Here is a 21,518-nt window from a genome sequence, read left to right on the forward strand (position 1 = left end):
TCTATGAGGAGATTTTTAGAGAAACTAATTATAATAGTATTTTCGATTTATTTTACATATAGTTTAAATAGTGAAAGAGATATAGCATTTTATTTTCTTATATCTATTATAATTTCAATATCACTAGATTTAATTTCTAAAAAAAATATTAAATATATAATTTATTTTTTATTTGTAGCTTTAACTTTTTATGATAATGTATTTTTGTATTATTTTCCTTTAATTCTCTACAATATCTATATTGACTTTAAAGGCAATTTCTTTTTATTTTTGCCATTATTATTTATAGATTTAACTCCTGTTATAATTATCTTATCTTTTGTGTCAATGTATCTTTCAATATATACATATAAATTAAATAAGGTACTAAATCAAAATAGAAAGGTACGGGATAAATTAAGAGAAGATACTCTTTACCTTAGAAAATATAATGAACAATTAAAAATAGATAAAGAAAAAAATATTCAAATAGCATTATTAGAAGAAAGAAATAGAATTTCTCGGGAAATACATGACTCTATAGGACATACAATAAGTAGTAGCCTTATTCAACTAAAAGCTCTTAAATTATTAAATGGTGAAAATGTATCTAATGGCCTTGATACCCTTAGTGAAACCTTAGGTAGTGGTATGGATGATATAAGAAATAGCCTATATAATTTGAGAAATGAATCTTTAAATTTAAAACACAAAATAAATGAAATAATAAATGAAATGACAGGACTTGATATTAAACTTATATATAATATAGATGAGAATTTAAATTATAAATTAAAATATGATATGTTATCAGTAGTTAAAGAAACTATAACAAATACAGTTAAACACTCTAATGCAAGTAATATGGAGATAAAATTGTTAGATCAACCTAAATTTTATTCTATCATTATTAGTGATAATGGTACCAATATGAAAGATAAAATTGACATAGACGATGGAATAGGCCTTTATTCTATGAATAAAATAGCAATAAAATATAACGGAATATTTAATTATAAATTTGAAGATGGATTTCGAATACATTTAACACTTATGAAAGGAAATGAAAAATGAAAGTTATAATTATAGATGATGATCCTTTAGTAGTAAGTTCACTTAAAACTATAGTAGAAGCAAATAATATAGAAGTTTTAGCTGTAGGATATAGTGGAAGTGAAGCGGTAAACTTATATAATAAATATAGCCCTGATGTAGTTTTAATGGATATAAGAATGGAAAACTTATCTGGAATAAATGCAACTGAAGAAATATTAAAATATGAAAGAGAAGCTAATATTCTTTTAATTACTACATTTAGAGATGATGAATACATAAAAAAGGCATTAGAACTAGGGTGTAAAGGATATATTTTAAAACAAAATATAGATAGTTTAATTCCTTCAATAGAAGCAGTGTATAAGGGAAATATGGTATTTGATAGTGAGATTGTATCTAATTTTAAGACTAATTCTAAAAAAGATATTGAAACTAATCTTTCAGATAGAGAAATCGATATTTTACTCCTTGTAGCAGAAGGCTTCAATAATAGAGAAATAGCGAAAAAATTATTCTTAAGTGAAGGTACTGTAAGAAATTATATTTCAAACATGCTAGATAAGCTAGATTTAAGAGATAGAACTCAACTTGCAATATATTATTATAGGGGGAGATAATTATCCCCCCTTTTCTATTAGATACTTCCAATATTTTTTTGGCATATTACTCCTTTGAAGTTTAGGATTAAACTTTTCTTTTATAGAGATAGATTTAAAATACATCTTCCATAAATTTTGGTAGTCCTCTTCTTTTTCATTAAAGATTATATTTAAATCACCTTTTATTTCTCTTACAATCCATTCTTTTTTATTATAAAATACAGATATATTTCTTTTTTTATCATGAATTATGAAATTTTCATTAGATAGTCTTTTTATAAAATGTGGTGCAATTATTCCTACTAAATTGTAATCTGGCGAAATTTCTGCATATAATATATTATTTTTAAGTTCCTTAAAACGAATTAGTCCGGTCATTCTATGTCTTTCGTGACTTACTTTGTTATAAATACTTTCTATTTTAAATACCGCTTCGTTTGCTAAATTTAGTTCTATATCAGTGCCTATTTTAAATCCTAACCTAACAAAGTTCAGTATATCCATTTCTATACCATCTATTTCTGATAAATAAGCATAATATATCTTTCTTAAGGCAGCAGGAGAAATCTTCTTATCTATTGCTTCATAGACTTTCTTTGCTTTTTTAGCATCTGTATCTATTAATATTTCTTTTACTAAGAAATTATCTTCTCTTTTTTCATAAGAAAGTATTTTATCAGGTTTATCAGGAGTATAATATGCCTTGTATATTGCATTTAAAAGGCCATCAAATGAGCCATCATATATGTAATGATTTATCATTAAAACCACCCATTTCCCAAAGAGATAACTGCTTTTCAAATATATTTCTATCCAAACCATATATTAATTTTTTTCTAATCTTTTCTGGATTCATAGAACTCATTCCATAATATTTACCATTACAAGTTATGAAATATTTGGCCCTTTTAAGCACTATATTTAATTTTTTCAAATTATCATAATTAAGTGGACCAAATTTTCTTGCAGCAACTATCCTTCTAGCTGATTTAACTCCTATGCCTGGTACTCTTAAAAGAGTATTGTAATCTGCCCTATTTATCTCTACAGGGAATATCCCAATATTTCTAAGCGCCCAATTACATTTTGGATCAAGAGACAAATCAAAATTAGGCATATTTTCATCCAATAGTTCATCTGCCTTAAATTTGTAAAATCTAAGTAACCAATCTGCTTGATATAATCTATTTTCTCTAATTACAGGTGGTGAATCTAATACAGGTAAATTAGGTGATTTCGCTACTGGTACATATGCAGAATAATACACTCTTTTTAAATTGTATCCATCATATAATCCTTCTGATAATTTAAGTATTTTTAGATCATTATCCTCAGTTGCTCCAACTATTAACTGAGTACTTTGTCCCCCTGGTACAAAAGAATTTGCATATTTAAATTTTTTCTTTTCTTCTCTCGTCTCTACTATTCTATTTCTAATATTTCCCATAGGGGTTAATATGCTCTTTTTAGTTTTATTTGGAGCAAGTAGTTTAAGTCCATTTTCAGAGGGTAATTCTATATTTATGCTCATTCTATCTACATATAATCCTATTTCATCTATAATACGTTTATCTGCATGAGGTATGGCTTTTGTATGGATATAACCATTAAATCCTTCTACTTCCCTAAGCCTTTTTACTACATTTAATATAAGCTCCATTGTATGATTAGGTGATTTTATTATTGCAGAGCTTAGAAAAAGACCTTCTATATAATTTCTCCTATAAAAATTTATAGTCAAATCTACTATTTCATCAGGAGTAAGTGTTGCTCTTTCTAAATCATTTGATGATCTATTTACACAATATGCACAATCATATATGCAATAATTTGTCATAAGTATTTTAAGTAGTGAAATACATCTTCCATCATCAGACCAACTATGACATATCCCATTTATACTAGCAGAACCTATGCCGCCTTTTTTATTTTTTCTACCACTTCCACTAGAAGAACAAGAAACATCATATTTTGCAGCATCAGAAAGTATTCTAAGTTTATCTAATACATCCACAAAAACCACCTCTTTCTATAGGAAAATTATACTATGTAAAAGGTGGTTTGTCAAACATATGTTCGTGTATGGTAGGTGGATGTTATATATGGTAAAATACAGATAATATGTTAAACTGATGTTTCTGACCCACATTATAAAAAGAAAGATAGGTTTAAATGATAATTGCTAAATATATACTATTTGCTTTATTTCTAGCTATAATTGTTAACTATATTTTGATTATTAAATTAAAGAAACCATTTATACTCTCTATAGTTATGTCACTTACAATTATTCCCCATAAAACAATTGAAATGCTAACATATAATTCAATTTATCCCCCAATAGAAAACATGAATTTCTATTTAAAGTTTAATCACATTGCTTATATGTATTTTTCCTTATTATTATTTGATATAATATTTGGTATTCTATATATAGTTTTGAAAAAAATAATAAAAAACAAGAAAAATCATCATAGTAATTTTATTTTCTATATTTAATGTATAAATGTAGATTTATATTCTATAAGAAAATTTATATAGTCTTATAAGTAAAGAAGAGCAAGAATAATCTAACTATAAATATAATATAGTATGATATGTTAGAGTTTAGGTAGTAGTGGATATCTTATATTTAAACATTGGTCATTTCTAGCTTTTGGAGTAATAACAAGTAGTATTATATTGATAAGAGGTAATTAAGTAGAGATTATTTATATTAAAAAAATTTAATAGATAAAAGGTGTTTCATTATGGTAAGAGTAATGAGAAGTGTTTTATCCATAGAAATTTAAGTAAATTTTATATTTTATTATAACTAGTATTTTGGACTCTATAGGAGTATAATATAATTAGGTTTTTTTAAAGTTTTTTAAAGAATTGTTTTATCTTTCTTTAAATTTTACTATATATTATAAGGGGATTTCAATGAAAAATAAAAAATTATTTATTGTGCTGTTAATTTCAATTACTATTATTTTATTACTATATTACGTATTTGGACAAGGGCATAGATATGCTAAAAGCTATGCAAATCGACTTTTTGCTTATCAATTACCTAAAAAAACAAAAATAATTGAAAAGGATTTCGATTATGGTGTCCTCTATGGAGGCGGACCAAGGGGGAGTGGGGGTTATCCGACCATGGTAGCACACATGAAGTTGTCATCTGAATTAAGTGAAAAAGAGATATTTAATCATTACAATAAGAATAAGTTTGAGATATTTTTTGAAGGTTATGAAACCATTAAGAAGAATAGTGAAGGGAAAAAATGGTATGAAGGTCAAAAATCAACAGGTAAAACCCTTAGTGATGAAATGAATAAAGACGAACCAATCAATTTTATCGTTCAATATAGAACAGAATTTAACTATCCATTCTTTATAGATTTTCATTAAGAAGCCGGAGTTAACCCTCCAGCTTCTTTTTTTATCTGCTTAGCTGGTTATAGTTTTCGAAAGCTTGGTAGATTGTATAGTTTCTTTCACCATACTTTGTGGCTGATTCATTTGTTCCATTGTAACGAGCAATAGTGCCTTTTACTTGAGATTCTGTGTAATTTAACATATTGGAAGGATATCCTTTTTCTACAACAGCTCCCCATTTAAGAACATATGCGCATGTTTCAATATTAAATGCTCGATCAACATGAAGTTTGTGCCAGATTTCATTTATGTCATCTTTATTATTAGCATCTCGTATTGTGTCATCTAGATAATTTTGATTAATGGCCCAATTTCGAGCGTTAATCGCAACCCAGGCAAATATTTGACCTACTCCTGTACTTGAGTCATCAATGTCTCCGTTCTTAACTCTCTGATCTTGAATTGCATCCAGAGTATTCTCTGCGGAAGCTTCCCAAGAGATCACTGTCTGGATAAAAGATTTTCGCATTTGAAGTTTTCTTGCCATTCGAGTGATTAAGCCATCATAATCAAGAACGATATTAACTGAGTCAATTGGTTCTCTTATAGATGAAAATTCTTGAAGAAAGTTTAAAATATCTTTAATAATCGGAGGCACTTCCTCTCTTATCATAGGTAAATAAGTAAGAATAAGAGTAGAATCTAAGCCATCTTTATGATTTATAGGTTCTACCGACGATTGTCCTGCATCTAATCCTGATGCAATATTTTTGTCGATAGTAATTAAACCCCTGCCTGAACCGACTGTAATGGTTGCAATTTGATCAAATGCCCAGTTCTGAGGAAGTGGGTACCCAAGATTGCCACTGAATCCAGTTGACATTCCACTTACAAAACTTTTTGTTGCATATCCTGCTTGAGAAACTCTAATGCATATATTTCGTGGTCCGTATACTCCAACTTTGTACTTACCACCTAATGCATAAAATTCAGATTCAATTGCTCGGAAATGAGGTAGAATGTTATTATCAACATCATTATCGTAAGCATCAAAATCAACAGCAAAATAAATAGTAGTTCTATCTTTAAATCCGTGACTTTCTGCAGCATAGTACGCTTCAATAGCATCTCTTCCACCTTGACCGAAATTGAAATATGATGCATCTCCACCATAAGTCTGAAAAATCGGGAAAACTCTTAGGTTAGCATCAAAGATTGTTTGCAGTTCACCAATTTGTATTTTTTTATTTAATACACCATTTCTTGCATTTGTTAAATATCTTCCAATTATTTCATAACCTTCAGCCTTTAATGTTGTAGCTCTTTCAGGAGTAATCATGGTAACACTGTCACAAGCAGTACCTCTTCGACTAGTATCACCTGTACTAGTTATAGCAGAAAGCCAAGTTTGTTTCCCCGCAATACCATCTACTGGAGATAATGCTACAAATTCTTGGAATCCCATTACAGCATTCTTAACTCCATTTCCATAAATTCCATCAAAAACTCCAGGATCATATCTATTAAAATATAAAGCGTATTGAAACAATTTTACGAAATCCCCTCTATTTCCTAACATTAAAGTAGGAAGACGCTCTCTTGTTGTAGGACCAACTGAACCTGTTTGTAAATCTGGAGCAATACCTTCTTCTGTCTGAATACCATAGATCAAAGCTTTGTTAGTACCTCTTTGATAATGTCCATCAGCTGGTTGAACACCAGAAGTCATAAAATAGTTGTAATTCAGGTTTCTTTGGATTTCTCTAATTCTAGGGTCGCCTCCTAATGTAAGTACATAAGCATCCATAACTAAAAATGCCTTAAATACATAGTCATAGACCTTACCATCTTGAATAGGAAGACCCGCATCAGTTTGTAGCTTAGTTACTGCCGACTTTGTTCCTTCTCCAAATGTTCCAGTAAACCCTGTAGGATCATAACCTTTACAATACATAGCCCCTTGTAGTATTTTTACAATATTTTGTCCTTGATGATTTAAAGGGACACTTCCCATTTCCATTTCTCCCCAAGCTTTATAAGCACTTGAAGTCCCTTCACCAAAATTGTTAGCTGGAGTAGCAATTCCTAACTCAATTTGCAAAGCTCTCGTCAACGAATACATTGTCGACCATCCTGTTTTTCCGTTTTCTGGTGCCAATATAAAGCCATTTTGCCCCGAATATGTGTTGTTAACCCATTGTTGAACAATTAAAACCATTGGATCCATCTTAAAACCCTCCTTTGTTATATTTTTTAATCCCATTCAATTTTATTCTTTAATTTTTAAATTATACCAATAATACCTTAAATTTTATAAAGGATAACTCTTAATAATAATTAAAACTTAGAAATGATTCTAAAAATAGTTCATCAAAAAGATAAATATATATAAACAATTTTTTAGTTTGGAATGAAGTTAAAGTAAATAACAAGAAACATCATATTCTGCAGCATCAAAAAGTATTTTAAGTTTATCTAATACATCCACAAAAACTACCTTTTTCTATAAGAAAATTATACTATGAAAAAGGTAGTTTGTCAAACATATGTTCGGGTATGGCGGGTGAATGTTATTCTATTAGCTAATTAGATATAAATTCTTTAAATTTTTTATCTAAATTATAAACTTTACCGTATTTATCTTTTATAATAAATTTAAATAATAATTTTTCTTGAATAATTTCATCATCTATACCTTCTATACCAAGATTTCCTTCATAAAAATATTCTTTAGTTATATCTTTAAGCTTCTTTTTTTCAGCATTTTTTGTTATATCTATTGTATCTAATTTTTCATCCATATAATATATATCTGCTTTTATTGAGTTAATTTCTAAATCCTTTTTATCTTCTATAGGACTATTAAATATTTGAATTTCATATTTTAGTTCTTTACCTTTTTCAAATTCGGTAGGGTACATATGTATTGTAAATCTTCTAGCTAATTCTTCAGCTAATTTTATAGGAGATAGTTCTTCACCTATCATTACTTCATCATTTTCCATAAACAATTTGACATTGTAATTATCATTATATGATAAGTTTAATTCAGTAGTATATTTAAGTTCCGAAACTTTATCTAATTTCACTTTTGCTGTACCTTCTTTTTCTGCTATAGAATATATTATATATGGAGTTGATTTATTTTTTAATTTTTTAAATTCAACTTGAACAGCTACATTTGCATTTTTATACTCATTTCCTATGTTCTCTATATCATAATTATGAGAGGATATTAAACTTGATTTTTCTTCTTCAGTTTTTAAATCTTGTTTTAAATTATATATTTCGTCTTCTAAAAAATATATTTGTTCTTTTAATCTTGAGATATCCTGTATTGTATCCGAACTAAAGAAGTTTAATAAAATATAACCATTTAAAATAAGTAATATAGCCATCATTATAATTATTATTTTGCCTGAACTTTGTGTCACCAAATCTCTCCTATCCTTTTAATTTTGTATTGATTTTTTTCTTATTAAATTATCTATTATGAATCCAAGTAATAATGGTAAGACTATGCTAATTATAGATATAGTAGTGCCATTATCTTCATTTGTCCTATTAATTTTCAAAACATCTATCCCTATACTATAGGCTAGAATTTGCTCTATTACAAATAAGCTAAAAAATATAATCATAGCTTTAGGGTATCTGTCTTTTTTTATATTATGTCTTACACCTAGGAATATTGCTATAAAAGATATAACTATATTAATCCAATGAGGCCACATATGATTTCACTCCTTTTAACTAAAAAATTCCCAAATTATTTACAATTGAATTATACCATAGGAAGCTATATAAAAAAATTATTATAAAAACTAAATTAAATTTATAAAAATTGGAAGTTATATATGGTAAAATGTAGATAATATATAGTATTTGATTTATTTATAGCTATAATTGTCAACTATATTTTAATTTATTATTTAGTACATTATATTTAATCTTAAAAAAATATAAAAGATAAAGGGTGTTTAATTATGGTAAGAATAATAATTGGAAGTGTGTTTCTTTTAATATCTGCTATTCTTTATGGCACAAAATATTTATCTGCTGCTATCTCAGGGGTAAATAGTACCTCTTGGGGTAAAGATGATTTTGTGCGAATGTTATCCTATACTCCAACCTTATTAAATTTTTATATTTATATTTCTTTTATACTAGGTATAAGTCTTCTTATATGGTATGTTGTTGATTTTTATAATAAGAATAATAAATAAAGATATAAAAATATAGCTAGAATCTAGCTATATTTTTATATCTTTATTTTAAATCACTAATATAATTATTTTTCTCTCTTGCTAATCTATGAATATTTATTTTCTTTAAATATTGTATTATAAGATATATTACAGCTGATGGTATTATAATATACAAACTATTAACTTGAATTTTCTCTGAATTATTATTTGTTAAAAGTATAATACCTATCAATGCTATAAATGAAAATGTAGATATTATTTGAGGTATATTCTTTTTAAATCCTTTTTCTGCTATAAAGATTGGTGTTATAATACTTTCCATTATAAATATAACTATGACTGTTATTATATAAAAAACAAATAAATTAGAATTCATTCCCCAGTTAAACTGACCATACGCTATAATGGATACTGACATAAGCCAAATAGATATCCAACCGAATAACTTAGATAAAAAATTCAAGATAATTTCTATCTTACTTGGTCCATTGCCATTATTTATAATTTCCTTAGCAAATCCTTTAACATCACCATTTATTTCTTCTTTTAAGCTAGAGTTCCTTAATCGCAATTCATGTGCCATACCTATCAAGTCTCTTTTTACAACTTCTGTATCATAAGAATTTAATTTGAATATACTCATGCTTCTCATGATATTCTTAATCATATCCTTATCTTCTTCTTTAATCTCTCTTGTTTGTTTTTTATTTTCCTTTTTTAATAAAGTCATCTCATTACCTATCATATTCACCTTCTCCTTTCAAAACACTATCTACAGATTTTTTTACTTCATTCCATGAAATTATAAATTCTTTAAGAAATTCTTCTCCAATTTGAGTTAAAAAATAGTATTTTCTCTTTGGTCCGAGTGGCGATTTTTTGTATAAGGATGATATTATTTTCTTTTTTTCAAGTCTTACTAAAATAGGATAAATTGTTCCTTCTTTCACATTATAAAATCCATAACCTTGTAAATGTGATACAATCTCATATCCATATGTTTCTCCCTTACTTATTATACTAACTATACATCCTTCTAATGTTCCTCTCATTAATTGAGATCTATCCATCATATATTCACCTACCTTGTAGTACATAGTAGCTTAACTATATTGTACCACATAGTAGTGCTTTTATCCATAATTTTTCATAATAATAAACACCCTTTTTTGTAATTCTATCTTAGGGTGTTTTATTAATATAATATAATATTATATTTTAATTAGATATCAACTAATATAATTTTCTATCTAACTTATATATTCTTCCTGACTTATCTATTATAGTAAATTTAAATGATAAACCTTGCTCAATATCTTCATCATTTAAACCTTCTATATTGATAGTGTCATTGAACAGAAATTCTTGATTCATATGATCATTTCTTATCTCTTCAGCTTTTTTCATTATATTTATAGTATCTACTTTTTTATCCCTGTAATATATATCTGCATTTATACTTTCAAGTTCTAATTTTTTTTCATTTTCGCTAATAGGATTTAATATTTCAATTTCATAAGTAAACCCTTTATTAGAGTCAAATGATATAAGATATATATTTATAGAAAATCTTTGTTTTAAATTTTCTGCAAGATTTATAGGGTCTAATTCTTCTGCTATTATTTCTTCTTCATTTTCCATGATTATTTGAATATTATAGTTATTACTATATGATAAATTTAAATTTGTGGAATATTTAAGTCCTAAGCCTTTATTTAACTTTATTTTTTCTCCTTCATCTTTTCCTTCTATAGAATAAACTAAATATGGAATAGAGTCTTTTTTTAATTTATTGAGTTTTACTTCAACTGCTACATTTGCTTCTTCATAATTATTTCCTATATTTTCTATATAATAATTATATGATGATATTAAATTTGATTTTTTATTTAACTCATCTATATATTGTCGTAAACTATCTATTTCTTGTCTTTGATTAGATGTTTCATTTTCTATATGACGTAAATAACTTTGATCAATTTCCTTATTATTCATTATTAAAAAATATAGATTTATAAAAAGTAATATAACTGTAATTACAATAAATATCTTTCCTGTTTTTTGTGTCATGCAAGTCCCCCAATTATTTTAATGATTATTTATACGGATTTTACACATTTTCCTTCCAATGCAGTCTCTTCTATATCTATAACATTTAATTTATCATCAAATGTAATAATAAATATAGCTGGCATTTTTAGTGCTTTCCAATCTTCATAATTAAACTTATCATCATAGTGATTTAATAATACGCTAAGAAAAGTACCATGAGTTCCAACCACTATATCTTTGCCTTTATGTTTATTTAGTATATTTTCTATTACCTTTATTCCTCTATCTTTAACCTCATTAAGTGATTCTCCACCATTAAGCTTATAATTAAAATCTTTCCATTGATTTATTGAAAATGACATAAAATCATCTATAAATACATCTGATACCTTTCTTTCCCTTAAATCATCTACAATATTTATATCCATATTTCTAAAATCTGCATATAGTTTTATAGTATCTATTGCTCTTTTGTAGGGAGACGAATATATTATATCTACATTTTCTCTTTTTAATGCTTCTAATACATCTTTTCTTTGAATCTTTCCCTCTTCTGATAATTCTCTTGACTTATCATCTTCAGTATATATAACTTTTGCATGTCTTACCATTATTAATTTTGTGTTCATATTTAATCTCCTTTATATTTAGATTTGAACCATATCAATAAAAATAGGGATAAAAAGAAGAATTAAAATTAAACCTAAAATAAAATTATAATATCCCAATATTGATTTTGAATTATTCTTTAGCTCTAATATACCTCCAGTAAGCATATTAATACCTACAAGAGGTATAGCAATAAACGTATATATAAAATTGCTTTTCGTAACAAGAAAATAATAAATAGCTAATAAAATCATAATTACACTAGATATAATTCTAATTATTTTAAGCAATATTTTCTATATGAATACTTCTCTCATATAAAAATTCTTGAGTAATATCATTTTAATTGTTTATTGATTTTTTTCTTACATAACTCCCTATGTAATTAGATACTAATAATATAAATTCATATAGTATAAAAAATGACATTACTGATAATTCATAGTATATAAAAATTGTAGGTACAAATAAAAGTGCAATTATATTGTGAAGAATTAAGTTAAACTCATTTTTTATGCCATAATGATAACCAAGTATAGCTGTTAAAACTGGAAATATAACTAGTAATAATATACTCATATAAGTATCACTACTATTAAATAAAGGTAATATGTAAAAGAAAATTGAAGCTATTATTATGTAAGGTATCATTTTTTTATTAAAATTATGTGGTCTCATTTAATCATCCTTTTCTTATATAGTATTATTTTCTTAATTAAATAATATGATCCATATCCTGTAACTGCGCCTAAAGTATTTAATATTAAATCATCTACATCAAATGAGCCAAGCCCTGATATTAGCTGTAGTATTTCAAATAATAAACTAATTATAATTGAAGTAAATAATATATGTTTTACCTTTTTAAATTCTCCATGTTTAATTTTATATTCTTTTTTGTCTTCTTTCTTATAAAATTTCCTATAATATTTCCTAGTAAAGTTAAAGTTTGATAAGTTGGAAAATATATTATTGCTGAAATATTATAATATATAAAAATAGTTGGTAAAAATACACCTCCTAATAATAAAGGTAATAGAACATTAAACCCATATTTAGTTCCATAAATTAATCCTAAATTAAAACTTACAAGAGGAAAAATCACTAAAAGTACAAGTATAAAATAACCTGCATTTTTCCCTAATAATGGCAATATGTAAAATGAAGCTATAGCTATTATTAAATATGGTAGCATTTTTTTATTTTTGTTTGTATTCATCTCTATCTCCTAATTTTTCTTTTAATAGTTCATCTACTTTATTTTTATCTTCTTCTTTCACTTTAAAAGTGAATTTATCATCTTGTGTTTTAAAATATAGAGAATAATAATTTTCTTTTTTTCTTATATTTAAATTTTCTTCCCATTCAAATACTAATATATCTTTCCATTTAAAATTACCATCTTTAGTATATATACCTTTATTTGTGATAATATCTCTTCTGGAATCATTAATTATGTATAATATTCCTAGAAAAAACATCATTAAAGTTATCTGATTGTTATTTTCATAAAAATTTAATGTAGCAACTAAAAACCAAAATATTGGTCCTAGTATTTTGAGATTCATATCTTTTATAGAATAAAAATAAATATCCATTATTTGCCTGTTACAAATATCATAAGCTATATCAATTAATATTACTAATGATAAAACTATAGTTACTTTCGCCATTTAATCTCTAACCCCTTTATTCGCCTTTGATTAAATTATATCATAATAAATAAGTCATAAAAGGAAAATTATTCATAATCATAAAAAATTATTCACTATCATGTATTGCAATATAGCTTATTTTATATTATACTATGTTGTATAACAAGGTAGGTGATTTATTTGGTAGATAATGCTCAAATTTTAAAAGGGATATTGGAAGGTTGCATATTGGAATTAATAGATAATAATCCTATTTACGGATATGAACTTGCATTAAAACTTCAAGAATACGGATTAGAAGTAAGTGAAGGTTCTATTTATCCAGTACTACTTAGGTTACAAAAAAAGAATTTTATCACAGGAAAAATGAAAAAATCGCCTAGTGGACCAAATAGGAAGTATTATTATTTAACTGAAGAAGGGCAAATATATCTAAAAGAGTTTAAAATCAATTGGAAAAATATCAAATCTAGTGTAGATGATTTAATGAATGGAGGAAGATAATAATGAAAGCTCAGGAATTAATTAAATTAAATAATGAAAAAAGAGAAAAATTAAATGATGAAAATTTAAAGTATTATGAAGGTATGTTACTCTATATACGTACATCATGGGGTAAAAAAGAATTTGAAACAGAAGAAATTTTATCAGAACTATTAGATCATCTATTAGATGCTCAGGAAAATGGAAAAACAGCAAAAGAAGTATTCGGACAAGAGCCACGGGAATATGCTAAGCAAATAACAAATGAATTACCTAAAATGAATATAAAGGAGCGAATATTATTTTTCACTCCTGCTACTTTATTTCTTATTGCAGGAGTATTATTAGTAAATGGAATATTTAATCCATTACTTTATTATTCTTTAAATATAGGTACATTAAATAAAACCATACATCTAGGTTCTCTTTTATTAGAAAGTATTTTAGTATTAATAATATTCGCTATATTTATATATATTATTATGAGGGCTACTAGAATGTTAATTTTTAAAAATATAAATAAAAAAATAGAATTTCTTATTTATTGGATCCTTAGTACATTATATTTAGGGATATTTATATTAATATTTTTATTTGTCCCTGACCTTGGATATGTAATTGCTGTTCCATTTTATATACAAATTTTATTAGGAGCTATTTTAGCTATATCAGGCTATATTATATATAAAGTTAATAATTAAAATAAAAGAAAAACATCTATATTCCTAGTATTACCTAGTCTTATAGATGTTTTATTATTTACTTGTTTTCATATGAAGCTTTTATAAAGTCTCTAAATAATGGATGACTTCTTGTTGGTCTTGATTTGAATTCTGGATGGAATTGACTTGCTACAAACCAAGGATGATCTTTTAACTCTACTATTTCAACTAATCTTTCATCTGGTGAAACACCACTTATAATTAATCCTGCAGCTTCTAATTGGTCTCTATACTGATTATTATACTCATATCTATGTCTATGTCTCTCATATACTAATTTTTCCTCATATGACGCTTTTGCTTTTGTTCCTTCTTCTAGTTTACATGGATATAGGCCAAGTCTCATAGTACCTCCCATATCTTCAACATCTACTTGCTCTGGCATTAAATCTATTACTGCATATGTTGTATTAGGTAATAATTCTGAACTATGTGCATCTGATAATCCTAATACATTTCTTGCAAATTCTACTACTGCCATTTGCATACCTAGACATATTCCAAGGAAAGGAACTTTATTTTCTCTTGCATATTTGATAGCACAAATTTTACCTTCTATACCCCTATCACCAAATCCACCTGGTACAAGTATTCCATCAATGTCTTTTAATACTTCTTCACAATTATCTTCATCTAATTCTTCTGAATGTATCCAATCGATTTGTACATCTACGTCATTTGCAATACCTGCATGATTTAATGATTCTGCTACAGATAAATATGCATCTTTAAGTTCCACATATTTTCCTACAAGAGCTATTTTAACTTTACCTTTACGATTTTTCATCTTTTCAACCATATTTGTCCACTCTGTTAAATCAGGTTCTTTAGTTTTTAAATTAAGTCTTTCTATTGCCATTTGTGGAAGTCCTTCTTTTTCAAGCATTAAAGGCACTTCATAAAGAGTATCTGCATCTAGATTTTGAACTACATTATTATGATCCATATTTGAGAATAATCCTATTTTCTCTTTTATCTCTTGTGATAATTCATGTTCTGTTCTACATACTATTACATCTGGTTGAATACCTATACTTCTTAACTCTTTTACACTATGTTGAGTAGGCTTTGTCTTAATTTCTCCTGCCTTTGCAAGATAAGGTACTAGGGTAGTATGAATATACATTACATTTTCACGTCCTACATCATACTTAACTTGTCTTATTGCTTCTAAAAATGGAAGACTTTCTATATCTCCTACTGTTCCACCTATCTCTGTTATAACTACATCTACCTTTTTTTCTTTTGAGACTCTATATACTCTTTCTTTTATTTCATTTGTAATATGAGGTATTACTTGAACTGTTCCTCCAAGATAATCTCCTCTTCTTTCTTTTGTGATTACTGACCAATATACTTTTCCTGTAGTTACATTATTGTTTTTGCTTAAATTTATATCAATAAATCTTTCATAATGTCCTAAGTCTAAATCAGTTTCTGCACCATCATCTGTAACAAAAACCTCCCCATGCTGATATGGACTCATAGTTCCTGGATCTACGTTTAAATATGGGTCAAATTTTTGTATAGTAACTTCAAGACCTCTACTTTTAAGTAATTGACCTAAAGATGCTGCTGTTATTCCTTTTCCAAGTGATGAAACTACACCACCAGTTACAAAAATATATTTAGTAGATGACATTTTTATCCTCCTTAAGTTTTTCATTATATTTTATCGTTCATTTATATTACCTTAACTTATAGTATTGTATATTAAAGCCTATATTATGTCAATTGAATTTGCTGGAATTTAAAAAGATTCTCACTGAAGTGAGAATCTTTTTATCTATACTAATTTTCTTTCAACTATTTCTGTAACTACAAAAGTTGCAACATCATTTGCAAAGCTTCCAGTAGTAAATCCAGCATCATATCCTAGTTCTTTTGCAAGTTCATGTGATAATCTTGGTCCACCACAAGCAAGTACTATCTTATCTCTTATTCCTTCTGCTTCTAATAACTCTACAAGTTCAGTAAGGTTAGGTATATGAACATTTTTCTGAGTTACTATTTGAGATACAAGTATTGCATCTGCATTTTCTTCTATTGCTTTTGCAACAAGCTCTTCATTAGGAACTTGACTGCCCATGTTTATTGCTTCTACTCCTTCATATCTTTCAAGTCCATAATGACCATCGAAGCCTTTCATATTCATGATTGCATCTATTCCTACAGTATGAGCATCTGTTCCTGTACATGCTCCTATTATTTTTATTTCTCTTTTTATATTCTCTTTTATATATTCTTCTACATCTGTTTTATCCATAGAATCAACTTCTACCTTTGGAACTTCTATTTTTGTATAATCTACAGTATGCATACACCTACCATATACTACAAAAAATGTATATCCAACTCCTAAATCTGAATAGTGAACTATTTCAGGTTCTTCCAGACCCATTTTCTTTCCTAATATTCTTGCTGCTTCTTTAGACTCATCATTATATGGTACTGGTAATGTAAAAGATAACTGCATCATTCCATCATTTAATGTATCACCATATGGTTTTATTTTAGTTAAATCTACTTTTTCTACTGCCATTATCTTTCACCTCCAAGCATCAATTTAATAAATGGATTGTAATAGTTTTTATCTTTTTCTATTACACCTTCAAGACCTTTTCCACCATCTCTAGGTCTTTTTATATCTGCAAACTTACCTTTTTCTATAGTAGAGAATAATCCTTCTCTTTCTATATCTTTAAGTAATTTTTCTGCATCATCTAATACTTTATGAGCTCTAGTTTCTATTATTCCACCACTTTTGAACTCTATTTCTTCTCCTATATCTCTTGCATTATTAAATACATATTTTGCATTTTCAATTGAAAGCATTCTATCTTGTAATAATGGTGTATGAATTGCTTCTGTTGGCATACCTAATAATTGTAAACCTTGATTTGTCCAAACAGATATAAGATTGAACATTGCATCTTGAAGATGACCTTTAAATATATCTCCTGTCATAAACTTTGTAGGTGGCATATATTTAAGTGGTGCTTTTGGGAATATCTCTCTAGCCATTTGTGCTTGTGAAAGTTCAAGTAAAAATCCATTTTCTAAACTAGGATCCATTTCAAATGCATGACCAAGTCCCATTTGTTCTTCTGGTATTCCAGCTTTTAGGGCAAATTGTTCATTCATAAATTGAGAAGCAAGTACAGTATGAGCTTCTTCTACTGCATCAGCTGTTGTAAGGTAATTATCTTCACCTGTATTTATTATTACTCCTCCATATCCATTTATAATTCTAGAGAAATATTGATCAACTAATGTTCTTTGCATGTTTATATCTCTGAAAAGTATTCCATATAAAGCATCATTTAACATTACATCTAATCTTTCAAGTGCACCCATTGCTGCAATTTCAGGCATACATAATCCTGAACAATAATTACAAAGTCTAATATATCTTCCTACTTCTTCTCCTACTTCATCTAAAGCTTTTCTCATTATTCTAAAGTTTTCTTCAGTAGCATAAGTTCCACCAAATCCTTCAGTTGTAGCACCATAAGGTACATAATCAAGAAGTGATTGAGCTGTAGTTCTTATAACTGCTATTATATCTGCACCTTGTCTTGCTGCTGCTTGAGCTTGAACAGCATCTTCATAAATATTTCCAGTAGCAACTATTACATATAAATAAGGCTTTCTACCTTCACCTAAAGTTTCAATGTATTCATCTCTTTTTAACTTATTTTTTCTTATTTTTTCTGTAGTGTCTTTTGCTATTAATTCTACTTTTGTATATATTTCATCATCACTTGCTATAGGTAATTTTGTTAAATCTATTTCCCCTCTACTTACAAGTTCTGCTACCATTTGAGGACCTTCTCCAGTATGAACCATAGCATTTCCTATCCAATATGCTATACCTTTTTCTAATCCTCCACCTTCTTTTACATTGTCTACTACTACATTTGGTAATGGTCTTTCTATTTCATCTACTCCATCAATACCAAGTAATCTTGCTACTGTTCTTTCTACTGATACAGTAGAATGCTTGTCTATAAACTTTTGAACATCTTCAGCTATATTTTTAGCTGCATTTCTAGCACTTTCTACTTTATTAAAATCTAAGTTTAATTTGCTATTCATTTAATCTTCCCCCTCCATTAGTATTTTTTCCGCTTGATCCAATATTTCATCCTGCAATCCCATAAATTTCGAAATGTTTAATGCATCTCTTGGTACATTTGCTATATTTTCAAGCTTTGTAAGTCTATAGTCCATAAACTGACTGATAGCTTCAATTCCTATATCCTTACTTTCATTTTTAAGTTTATTAAAATCAAGGTTTTTAAGTCCAATAACTTGATAATGAACTACACCTTTTGTATTTGCAATATTGTCATAATGTGTTGTTATTACATTTATAGAAGGCTTCTCTAAAAGATATTTTAAAATTGATTTTGATATTGCATAGCCTTCCTTTGGGTTTGTTCCACGAGCTAACTCATCTATTAAAATAAGTCCCTTTTTATCACTATTTGATAATGCATTTTTAACCTTATTTATTTCTCCCCCAAATGTACTAAGGCCACTATCAATTGATTGAAGGTCTCCCATAGATACAAAAATATATTCTCTAAGTGATGTTTCCATGGATTTAGCAGGAACTAATAATCCATATTGGGCCATTGCTGTAAGAAGTGCAATTATTCTTAAGGTTATTGTCTTGCCTCCCATATTTGCTCCTGTTATACAAGTAACACCTTTATTTAAATATATTGATATCGGTATGAATTCTCCATTTCTTCTTGTTACTTCCTGTTTGGCTTTAGGATGAATTCCTTCTATTATATTTATTTCATTTTCATCTAATATTTTTGGTTCTGTTGCATTTAATCTAAGTGCTAAATAAGCTTTAGCTAACTTAAGATCAAAATTACCTATAGATTCAATGTTATTCATAAGGAAATCAAAATGAAAACCAATTTCAGAAGAAATCTTTTCTCTTATTCTTATTTCCTCTTCTTCTTCTTCATACTTTAAGCTTTCTAATTTATTTATTAAATTAGATATTTCAATTGAATCTTTTATTTTATATCTAATAGACATATAGCTTTCCGATAAATATTCAAATTCATCACTATTATTTAATTCATCATTTAATTCACCGTTCTCTTTTGAAACTACTACTTCTCCCTTTGGATCTATTCTTATATTAAATTTGTCTTTTAATTCTTTTCTCTTTTTGTTTTTCTCTAGTTTTATTTCTTTTCCTATGTTTCTTTTTTCTGCTCTTATTCTTTTAAGTTCTTCTGAATATTCTTCATATATATAGAATGTTTGGAGACCCTTATCTTCAGGATCAAATAATAATCTTAAGGTATCTGATGATTCTATAAATGTATCATCAAACATATCAAATGGTAGTTTATGCATTATAGCTTCTATGTCTTCTATAATTGATATAAAAGTTTTAATTTCATAAAGTTCAACTACAGAAAGAATAGAATCATTTTTAGCTCTATATATTGAATTTCTTATATCTTTTATATGAATGAAAAGGGATGTCAATTGTTCATATAAATTTCTATTATCTTCTATACTATCTTTAATTATTGATACCTTATTAAGTTCAGAATTTAATTTTTCTTTATCAAAAAAGGGCTCCATTTCACTCTTTTTATCTCTACCATAAGGAGTGAGCACCTCTATATTTTTTAATATATAATCAAATCCTATAGCTTGTTTCGTACTATTTGTCATATATTTCATTTAGCTATCAACTCCTTACATCATTACATCATATACTGGTACATCTTTTATATACTTATCCATCTTGTCTTTGAAATTGTCTCTATCAAAATAATATCCAGAAGGTGAATATGGATTTAAAGTTATTGCTGCTATATTTACTCTATTTAAAACATTAATTTCTATGCCTTTTTTCTTGAATTTAAACCAATCAATAGGAGATATAAATATCTTAGTACCATCTCTTACTATTATCTTTATATTTTTATAATATTTTGTTGACTCAGTTAAGTCCTTTAATGTCTTAGTAACAAAACAGCCAGGTATATATACATATCTGGAATCTTCATCTATATTATCAGCTATTATCTTACCTGAATTTAATGAAGTTTTTAAATCTACACTTTTAACTCTTTTTTCTTTATCTATAACTGATATCTTATCTATATTTTTTTCTATTATTTTCTTTATATCAATACCTACTTCATCTAATGATAAGATAGTTTTTTGATGAAGAGTTTCTTTTATAACTTTATCCATATTTCTACTTAAAACTGCACCTGTAGCAAGTATTGTAGCTTCAGTAACTGTAGGATCAGCTACAGCAATTCTATTTATGGAACCATCTATTAACACTAATTCCGCTCCGTAATTTAGCATTTTTTGAGATAAAACTTTCATTTCATTTGCAGTTTGAGCTCCAGCAATTTCAATATATCCCCCATATACTACTCTTGCAAGAACAATATTTCCCATAGATGACCTATAATTTGTAACTTCTAATATTTCTACTGTAGCATCTCCTTGTTCAATACTTCCTGTTGTTGTTGCAATAATACTCTCTTCATATACATATATGGCTGGTTTTTCTGTACTAGTTACTACATCTTCGCGCTCCCCATCACGTCCAGTTGATGTAATTCCTAAGTTTATATCTTCATAATAGGCATCTTCTATTATTTTATTTAATGTTACAGTTTTTCCAGCATTTTTAGCCATACCTATTATAGATACAATTTTATATTTTTGATTTATATTATCTATTAATTCCATCAAAACCAGCCTCCTTTTTCAATAATTATTGTTTAA

The 21,518-nt window shown here is 27.0% G+C and carries 24 protein-coding genes; 6 read left to right on the plus strand and 18 right to left on the minus strand.

Features of this window, described 5'->3' with window-relative positions:
• Window positions 1-3 precede the first annotated feature (3 nt).
• Complete coding sequence (locus D3Z33_RS05025; protein ID WP_160196688.1) at window positions 4-1,053, plus strand: histidine kinase; 1,050 nt, start codon at window positions 4-6, stop codon at window positions 1,051-1,053.
• Window positions 1,050-1,652: a response regulator transcription factor gene (locus tag D3Z33_RS05030; protein ID WP_160196689.1), complete on the plus strand. Its 603-nt coding sequence runs from the start codon at window positions 1,050-1,052 to the stop codon at window positions 1,650-1,652. Before D3Z33_RS05025 ends, D3Z33_RS05030 begins: the two co-directional genes overlap by 4 nt.
• Here D3Z33_RS05030 and D3Z33_RS05035 read toward each other — a convergent pair whose 3' ends face one another.
• A complete protein-coding gene (locus tag D3Z33_RS05035) occupies window positions 1,653-2,396 on the minus strand; it encodes a TIGR03915 family putative DNA repair protein (protein ID WP_201750434.1) in 744 nt (247 codons plus the stop codon).
• Window positions 2,374-3,648 carry a putative DNA modification/repair radical SAM protein gene (locus D3Z33_RS05040; protein ID WP_160196690.1) on the minus strand — a complete coding sequence of 425 codons (1,275 nt, stop codon included), beginning with the start codon at window positions 3,646-3,648 and terminating at the stop codon, window positions 2,374-2,376. The genes D3Z33_RS05035 and D3Z33_RS05040 overlap by 23 nt, the downstream gene beginning before the upstream one ends.
• A gap of 911 nt (window positions 3,649-4,559) precedes the next feature.
• Between D3Z33_RS05040 and D3Z33_RS05045 the strand changes: the two genes are divergently transcribed.
• On the plus strand, window positions 4,560-5,030 hold the full coding sequence (locus tag D3Z33_RS05045; protein ID WP_160196691.1) for a hypothetical protein: 471 nt from the start codon (window positions 4,560-4,562) through the stop codon (window positions 5,028-5,030).
• A gap of 31 nt (window positions 5,031-5,061) precedes the next feature.
• Here D3Z33_RS05045 and D3Z33_RS05050 read toward each other — a convergent pair whose 3' ends face one another.
• From D3Z33_RS05050 to D3Z33_RS05060, 3 genes are all read right to left on the minus strand, one after another.
• Complete coding sequence (locus tag D3Z33_RS05050; RefSeq protein WP_201750435.1) at window positions 5,062-7,224, minus strand: glycoside hydrolase domain-containing protein; 2,163 nt, start codon at window positions 7,222-7,224, stop codon at window positions 5,062-5,064.
• A 355-nt stretch (window positions 7,225-7,579) separates the two neighbouring features.
• Window positions 7,580-8,431: a hypothetical protein gene (locus tag D3Z33_RS05055; RefSeq protein ID WP_160196693.1), complete on the minus strand. Its 852-nt coding sequence runs from the start codon at window positions 8,429-8,431 to the stop codon at window positions 7,580-7,582.
• Window positions 8,432-8,449: 18 nt separating this feature from the next.
• Entirely contained in the window at window positions 8,450-8,731 is a 282-nt protein-coding gene (locus D3Z33_RS05060; protein ID WP_160196694.1) for a hypothetical protein, read from the minus strand.
• Between the two features lie 252 nt (window positions 8,732-8,983).
• Here D3Z33_RS05060 and D3Z33_RS05065 point away from each other — a divergent pair, with 252 nt between their 5' ends.
• Window positions 8,984-9,223: a hypothetical protein gene (locus D3Z33_RS05065; protein WP_160196695.1), complete on the plus strand. Its 240-nt coding sequence runs from the start codon at window positions 8,984-8,986 to the stop codon at window positions 9,221-9,223.
• 43 nt (window positions 9,224-9,266) lie between these two features.
• On the opposite strand, the gene D3Z33_RS05070 is transcribed toward D3Z33_RS05065, so the two are convergent.
• The 8 genes from D3Z33_RS05070 to D3Z33_RS05105 all read right to left on the minus strand — a co-directional run bounded on the left by D3Z33_RS05070 (window position 9,267) and on the right by D3Z33_RS05105 (window position 13,539).
• Window positions 9,267-9,950 carry a hypothetical protein gene (locus tag D3Z33_RS05070; protein WP_160196696.1) on the minus strand — a complete coding sequence of 228 codons (684 nt, stop codon included), beginning with the start codon at window positions 9,948-9,950 and terminating at the stop codon, window positions 9,267-9,269.
• Window positions 9,940-10,278 carry a PadR family transcriptional regulator gene (locus D3Z33_RS05075; protein ID WP_160196830.1) on the minus strand — a complete coding sequence of 113 codons (339 nt, stop codon included), beginning with the start codon at window positions 10,276-10,278 and terminating at the stop codon, window positions 9,940-9,942. The genes D3Z33_RS05070 and D3Z33_RS05075 overlap by 11 nt, the downstream gene beginning before the upstream one ends.
• Window positions 10,279-10,438: 160 nt before the next feature.
• Window positions 10,439-11,275 carry a hypothetical protein gene (locus D3Z33_RS05080; protein ID WP_160196697.1) on the minus strand — a complete coding sequence of 279 codons (837 nt, stop codon included), beginning with the start codon at window positions 11,273-11,275 and terminating at the stop codon, window positions 10,439-10,441.
• Between the two features lie 29 nt (window positions 11,276-11,304).
• Complete coding sequence (locus D3Z33_RS05085) at window positions 11,305-11,886, minus strand: histidine phosphatase family protein (RefSeq protein WP_160196698.1); 582 nt, start codon at window positions 11,884-11,886, stop codon at window positions 11,305-11,307.
• Window positions 11,887-12,208: 322 nt separating this feature from the next.
• Window positions 12,209-12,544 carry a hypothetical protein gene (locus D3Z33_RS05090; protein WP_160196699.1) on the minus strand — a complete coding sequence of 112 codons (336 nt, stop codon included), beginning with the start codon at window positions 12,542-12,544 and terminating at the stop codon, window positions 12,209-12,211.
• Entirely contained in the window at window positions 12,541-12,834 is a 294-nt protein-coding gene (locus D3Z33_RS17100) for a VanZ family protein (protein ID WP_160196831.1), read from the minus strand. The genes D3Z33_RS05090 and D3Z33_RS17100 overlap by 4 nt, the downstream gene beginning before the upstream one ends.
• On the minus strand, window positions 12,723-13,085 hold the full coding sequence (locus D3Z33_RS05100; protein WP_160196700.1) for a hypothetical protein: 363 nt from the start codon (window positions 13,083-13,085) through the stop codon (window positions 12,723-12,725). The genes D3Z33_RS17100 and D3Z33_RS05100 overlap by 112 nt, the downstream gene beginning before the upstream one ends.
• Window positions 13,066-13,539 (minus strand): DUF5673 domain-containing protein, encoded by a 474-nt coding sequence (locus tag D3Z33_RS05105; RefSeq protein ID WP_160196701.1) that lies wholly within the window; start codon window positions 13,537-13,539, stop codon window positions 13,066-13,068. Before D3Z33_RS05105 ends, D3Z33_RS05100 begins: the two co-directional genes overlap by 20 nt.
• Before the next feature lie 210 nt (window positions 13,540-13,749).
• On the opposite strand from D3Z33_RS05105, the gene D3Z33_RS05110 reads away from it, so the two are divergent.
• On the plus strand, window positions 13,750-14,025 hold the full coding sequence (locus D3Z33_RS05110) for a PadR family transcriptional regulator (RefSeq protein WP_243153420.1): 276 nt from the start codon (window positions 13,750-13,752) through the stop codon (window positions 14,023-14,025).
• A 2-nt stretch (window positions 14,026-14,027) separates the two neighbouring features.
• On the plus strand, window positions 14,028-14,705 hold the full coding sequence (locus D3Z33_RS05115) for a DUF1129 family protein (protein WP_160196703.1): 678 nt from the start codon (window positions 14,028-14,030) through the stop codon (window positions 14,703-14,705).
• 58 nt (window positions 14,706-14,763) lie between these two features.
• Here the strand turns inward: D3Z33_RS05115 and D3Z33_RS05120 are convergent, their stop codons facing one another.
• The 5 genes from D3Z33_RS05120 to D3Z33_RS05140 form a co-directional block, all read right to left on the minus strand.
• Window positions 14,764-16,368: a CTP synthase gene (locus D3Z33_RS05120; protein WP_160196704.1), complete on the minus strand. Its 1,605-nt coding sequence runs from the start codon at window positions 16,366-16,368 to the stop codon at window positions 14,764-14,766.
• 144 nt (window positions 16,369-16,512) lie between these two features.
• Window positions 16,513-17,268 carry an OAM dimerization domain-containing protein gene (locus D3Z33_RS05125; protein ID WP_160196705.1) on the minus strand — a complete coding sequence of 252 codons (756 nt, stop codon included), beginning with the start codon at window positions 17,266-17,268 and terminating at the stop codon, window positions 16,513-16,515.
• Entirely contained in the window at window positions 17,268-18,824 is a 1,557-nt protein-coding gene (locus D3Z33_RS05130; RefSeq protein WP_160196706.1) for a lysine 5,6-aminomutase subunit alpha, read from the minus strand. Before D3Z33_RS05130 ends, D3Z33_RS05125 begins: the two co-directional genes overlap by 1 nt.
• The gene (locus D3Z33_RS05135) at window positions 18,825-20,450 is read right to left on the minus strand and encodes a MutS-related protein (RefSeq protein ID WP_207708349.1); all 1,626 of its coding nucleotides are present in this window, start codon (window positions 20,448-20,450) and stop codon (window positions 18,825-18,827) included.
• A gap of 15 nt (window positions 20,451-20,465) precedes the next feature.
• A complete protein-coding gene (locus tag D3Z33_RS05140) occupies window positions 20,466-21,482 on the minus strand; it encodes a hypothetical protein (RefSeq protein ID WP_160196708.1) in 1,017 nt (338 codons plus the stop codon).
• Window positions 21,483-21,518: the final 36 nt, after the last annotated feature.

It is taken from the genome of Senegalia massiliensis (assembly GCF_009911265.1).
Lineage (GTDB): Bacteria > Bacillota > Clostridia > Tissierellales > SIT17 > Anaeromonas > Anaeromonas massiliensis_A.

Bases quoted from the DNA above. Each gene is read 5' to 3' on its own strand.
- D3Z33_RS05075 (WP_160196830.1), bottom strand. From the start codon at position 10,278: ATGATGGATAGATCTCAATTAATGAGAGGAACATTAGAAGGATGTATA.
- D3Z33_RS05105 (WP_160196701.1), bottom strand. From the start codon at position 13,539: ATGGCGAAAGTAACTATAGTTTTATCATTAGTAATATTAATTGATATA.
- D3Z33_RS05090 (WP_160196699.1), bottom strand. From the start codon at position 12,544: ATGAGACCACATAATTTTAATAAAAAAATGATACCTTACATAATAATA.
- D3Z33_RS05135 (WP_207708349.1), bottom strand. From the start codon at position 20,450: ATGAAATATATGACAAATAGTACGAAACAAGCTATAGGATTTGATTAT.
- D3Z33_RS05120 (WP_160196704.1), bottom strand. From the start codon at position 16,368: ATGTCATCTACTAAATATATTTTTGTAACTGGTGGTGTAGTTTCATCA.
- D3Z33_RS05050 (WP_201750435.1), bottom strand. From the start codon at position 7,224: ATGGATCCAATGGTTTTAATTGTTCAACAATGGGTTAACAACACATAT.
- D3Z33_RS05140 (WP_160196708.1), bottom strand. From the start codon at position 21,482: ATGGAATTAATAGATAATATAAATCAAAAATATAAAATTGTATCTATA.
- D3Z33_RS05085 (WP_160196698.1), bottom strand. From the start codon at position 11,886: ATGAACACAAAATTAATAATGGTAAGACATGCAAAAGTTATATATACT.
- D3Z33_RS05080 (WP_160196697.1), bottom strand. From the start codon at position 11,275: ATGACACAAAAAACAGGAAAGATATTTATTGTAATTACAGTTATATTA.
- D3Z33_RS05060 (WP_160196694.1), bottom strand. From the start codon at position 8,731: ATGTGGCCTCATTGGATTAATATAGTTATATCTTTTATAGCAATATTC.
- D3Z33_RS05130 (WP_160196706.1), bottom strand. From the start codon at position 18,824: ATGAATAGCAAATTAAACTTAGATTTTAATAAAGTAGAAAGTGCTAGA.
- D3Z33_RS05035 (WP_201750434.1), bottom strand. From the start codon at position 2,396: ATGATAAATCATTACATATATGATGGCTCATTTGATGGCCTTTTAAAT.
- D3Z33_RS05115 (WP_160196703.1), top strand. From the start codon at position 14,028: ATGAAAGCTCAGGAATTAATTAAATTAAATAATGAAAAAAGAGAAAAA.
- D3Z33_RS05025 (WP_160196688.1), top strand. From the start codon at position 4: ATGAGGAGATTTTTAGAGAAACTAATTATAATAGTATTTTCGATTTAT.
- D3Z33_RS05030 (WP_160196689.1), top strand. From the start codon at position 1,050: ATGAAAGTTATAATTATAGATGATGATCCTTTAGTAGTAAGTTCACTT.
- D3Z33_RS05065 (WP_160196695.1), top strand. From the start codon at position 8,984: ATGGTAAGAATAATAATTGGAAGTGTGTTTCTTTTAATATCTGCTATT.
- D3Z33_RS05100 (WP_160196700.1), bottom strand. From the start codon at position 13,085: ATGAATACAAACAAAAATAAAAAAATGCTACCATATTTAATAATAGCT.
- D3Z33_RS05125 (WP_160196705.1), bottom strand. From the start codon at position 17,268: ATGGCAGTAGAAAAAGTAGATTTAACTAAAATAAAACCATATGGTGAT.
- D3Z33_RS05070 (WP_160196696.1), bottom strand. From the start codon at position 9,950: ATGATAGGTAATGAGATGACTTTATTAAAAAAGGAAAATAAAAAACAA.
- D3Z33_RS05045 (WP_160196691.1), top strand. From the start codon at position 4,560: ATGAAAAATAAAAAATTATTTATTGTGCTGTTAATTTCAATTACTATT.